This is a genomic window from Herpetosiphonaceae bacterium (assembly GCA_036374795.1).
In the GTDB taxonomy this organism is placed as follows: domain Bacteria; phylum Chloroflexota; class Chloroflexia; order Chloroflexales; family Kallotenuaceae; genus LB3-1.
This window is the reverse complement of sequence record DASUTC010000356.1, coordinates 1-3,878: the sequence shown is the minus strand read 5'-3', so window position 1 is coordinate 3,878 and position 3,878 is coordinate 1. Positions and strand designations below refer to the sequence as shown.

Sequence of the window (3,878 nt, the reverse complement as noted above, 5' to 3'; positions counted from 1 at the left end):
TCGGGGTGTGTGCGCGCGACGTAGCGATGCTGCGCTTACCGCAGGCCGCCCAGCACACGCGCCGCCTCGTCGGCAACCTCGGCATCGACCATAATGTTATAGCGCTCGGCCTGCATCGCGCCGAACGATGAGAAGTCGCGCTGGCCGCCGGAGAGCGCGTACGAAACCAGCCCGAAGATCGCGCCGATGACCGCGCCAATCAGCAGGCCGTACAGCGCCAGGCTGAGCGCCGAAACCAGTGGCGCGAAGAAGCTGAGCAGGCCGAACAAGAAGCCGATGAACGCGCCCGTGACGGCTCCGCCGATCGCGCCGTTGAGTAGCGCCCGACCATAGTTGAGCCGCCCTGTCACCTGCTCCACGAACTTCAAGCCCTCGGCTACGATCGCCACTCGCTGAACCGGAAAGCCTTGATCCGAGAGGAAGTCAACCGCGCGCTGCGCCTGCGCATAGCTAGGATACGACGCGATCGTTCGTCGTGTCGTCTGGGCATCGGAGATCAGTTGTTGTTGCATCGATCCGGCTCCTTTCTGCATAGCGTTCGATGATGTCTGCGCTGCCACGCAGAGACATGCTATTAACATAATCAGCATGAGCTATGCCAGACGCGGCGCTGGAATCGGCGCTGCTACACGTCGAGATACTTGACCTTCTGATAGACCAGCTCGAACGCACTCTGCTCGGCCTCGTCGCGGCTGGCGTACATGTACGGGCTAAATACGTCGTCGAGCACCACGAACCACGCGCCCCGATATTTGCGCTCAGGATGCTGAAAGAGCAGCACGGTATGGCCCCAGAGGACGCGGGCGACACCGCCGTTCGGCATCGGCTGCCACGGCTCGCGACGCCAGATGCTTTTGAAATAATCGCGCGAATGAATCGGCATCGGCTCAGGCTCAGGCGCGGGCCGTGATGGCGGCGTGTCCGCCGGACGCTGGCGCTGCGGGCGCTGCCAGCGTGAGCGGGCGGACGTTGCCGCTGGTCTGGACGCTGTCAGCTCCAGCTTGAACTCCGTATAGGCCACATTGATCGCCTGCATCATCGTCGTATCGCCGCCGTGATCGGGGTGATACTTGAAGCACAGCCGCCGGTACTCCGCCTGAGCCTCTTTGAGGTCTTTACAATGCGCAAACCAATCTTTCACCGCCGCTCCGCTGTGTTCAAAGGGCCTTTCGGGAACTCCTGTGTGTTATCGATAGATGAGAGAAGGAGCTTTAGGGGACGCCCCCAACCCCGCCCTGACGGTAGGTTAACCAAATACGACATTCGGCGCGATTCGTCAATCACGGATCGTGGAGCAAGCGAGCAGGGGCGGGATGAGAGCGCGTGAAAGGACGCACCCCAGGCCGAAGATTGGCCTGGGGTGCTGCTTACGGGTGGTTGGTCGGCGTGTGGCTGCCTAGCGGTAGCGAATCGCCAGGTTGCTGCTGAGCGTGGGCTGGTTGAACGAGTACTGAAGCGCCACGCTGCCGGTATCGTTCTCGATGCCGACCGTCGCCGAGTTGCCCTGCTCGCGACCGTCGGCGGCCAGGTTGCGGTACTGCGTCACGATCTGCCCGTTCTCGTGCAGGATGACCTCGAAGTCCAGTCGCCGGGTCGTATCAGCATAGACGTGGACGTTGCGCCACTCGATCACGAACTGACGGTTAGGCGACGTGCCCAGGGTTTGCGTGCGCACGCTGGCCGAGGCATCGACGTAGAGGTCATCCCAGAACGGATAGATCCCCGCGTTGGGCGTGCCCGCGCTGGGAATGGCCGTGTTCGAGTAGGACGAGTTGGCCGCGCTGAAGTTCAGGAAGCCGTTGGTCGAGACGTAGGCCGTGGTGTACTGCTTGCCGTAGAAGCGGAACGAGAACGGCAGCGCGACTTGCGTCGAGGTATCGTCTCCGGTCAACGACAGGACGGTATTGGCGCTGATGTAGCTGAATCCGGCGATCTCGCAGACGTAGGTGCCATCCGTGCGCTGTGTCAGCGAGAAGTTGAGCGTCTTGGCGGCATCCACCACGAGGCTCTGCGTCTGCGCATTGCTGCACAGCCCGGCCTCGGCCTTGATGCTGTACGTGCCCTGCGGCACGCTCGCGAAGCTGTACGCGCCATTCGCATCCGTGGTCGCCGGTGCGATCGTCGTGTTGAGGATCGTCACCGTAGCGTTGGCGAGCGGCACGCCGCTGGTGGTGAGCACCCTGCCGGAGACGGGGAACGACGGCGCTGGTGCCAGCGCGACGTTGCGAGTCGTCGTCACGCCGTTGCTGATCACGACGCCGGTGATCGTCTGTGTGCTATAGCCGAACAGGCTCACGGTCAGCGTGTAGGTGCCGACCGGCAGTTGCATCGAGTACGCGCCCGTGCTGCTGGTCGTCGTGGTGCGGTTCGACGGACCTGTTGCCTGAACCGTCGCGCCGCTCAGCGCCGCGCCCGTGCTGGCGTTGGTGACGGTGCCCTGGAGCGTGCCCATCGGGCCGCGCGGCGACTGATCGACCGCAGCGAAGGCATCGAGCTTGCCCTCGCCCCAGACGTTGTTGTTGGCCGCCGTGCCGCCGCAGGTCAGATCCGAGGTGTCCACCGCAGACTGATCAAGGATCGTGCGGGTGGCGTTGATGTCGCCGACCAGCGCCGGAGCCGACGACCACATCAGCGCGACCGCGCCCGCGAGGTGCGGCGCGGCCATCGAGGTGCCGCTGATCGAGTTGTACGCGCCGTTGCTCCAGGCCGAGCGCACGTTGACGCCAGGAGCCGCGATGTCGGGCTTGATGCCGCCAAGCGTCGAGGAGCCACGGCTGGAGAATGAGGCGATGGCGTTGTTGATGTCGAACGCGCCCACCGAGTAGCTTTCGGCGTAGTCGCCGGGCGAGCCGGAGGTTGCGCAGCTTGGGCCGCTGTTGCCGTTGGAGAAGGCCGGGAAGATACCCGCCGCGACCCACGCCTGCACCGTGGACTGATACCAGGTGTTGTTGCCGCCGCCGCCCCACGAGTTGTTGACGATGTTCGGGCGGAGATCGGAGCGGGCATTCTGTCCGCTCAGATCCGTTGGTGCGAGCACCCACTGGCCCGACGAGAGCAGCGACGAGTTGGAGCACGAGTTGCTCTCGCAGCCTTTGGCGGCGATCCACTTCGCGCGCGGCGCGACGCCGATCTGGTTTGTGCCGCCGTCGTCGCCGACCATCGTGCCCATCGTGTGGGTACCGTGACCGTTGTTATCGCAGGGCACGGTGCGTCCGTTGTTACAGGCGTTGGCCGGATCATGCCAGTTGTAGTTGTGGTTGAAGGTGCCGTCGGCCTGCCGACCGCGATACTGGTTTACCAGCGCCGGGTGCGTGTGCAGCACGCCCGTGTCGATGTTGGCGACGACGATGCCCTCGCCGCGCACGTTGAAGGTCGACCAGACCTGATCGGCGCGGATGCGTGAGATGCCCCACTCGATCGCCTGGATGCGCGCCTCTTCCTCGCCGGGGATCGGCTCAGGCAGACGCTGCGGATCGTCGTTGATGATCTGTTCGACCTCAGGCCGGGCCGCGAGCTCCTTGATCGTCGCGTGATCTGCCGTCACTTTGATCGCGTTGGCAATCCAGAACGACTCGTACGTCTTGCCCCGGCTCTTGAGCAGGCCGTGCAGCCCCTTCTGGCTGCGCTCGGCGACCGCCTTGAGCTGGTTGACGACGAAGTCGCCGCGCTCTTTCCAGTTCTTGATGCCGTAGGCCGCCTGCAAGTCTGCTCTATCACGCAGGATGACCCAGAACGTGGTTTCATTCTTGGCGGTAGCCTGCTCCAGCACTTTGGCGTCGATGCGCGCCAGCGGCTTTGGCTGCGAGCTGGCCGATGCGATCAGCGGGAAAACCAGCATGGCGAGAATGAGCAGCGTGGTCCAACGAAACGTCCGACGT

General features: G+C 64.0%; 3 protein-coding genes. All 3 read right to left on the bottom strand.

What is annotated here, in order from left to right; translation table 11 throughout:
* Positions 1–35: 35 nt before the first annotated feature.
* Positions 36–512, bottom strand: a complete 477-nt coding sequence (locus VFZ66_28605; GenBank protein HEX6293177.1) for a general stress protein — start codon at positions 510–512, stop codon at positions 36–38.
* Between the two features lie 113 nt (positions 513–625).
* Positions 626–1,141 carry a hypothetical protein gene (locus tag VFZ66_28600; GenBank protein ID HEX6293176.1) on the bottom strand — a complete coding sequence of 172 codons (516 nt, stop codon included), beginning with the start codon at positions 1,139–1,141 and terminating at the stop codon, positions 626–628.
* Positions 1,142–1,396: 255 nt separating this feature from the next.
* Positions 1,397–3,878 (bottom strand): S8 family serine peptidase (locus VFZ66_28595; protein ID HEX6293175.1); only part of this gene is annotated, 2,482 nt, incomplete at its 5' end.

Excerpts from the sequence above, each read along its gene's own strand:
- VFZ66_28605 (HEX6293177.1), bottom strand. The coding sequence starts at position 512 with ATGCAACAACAACTGATCTCCGATGCCCAGACGACACGACGAACGATC.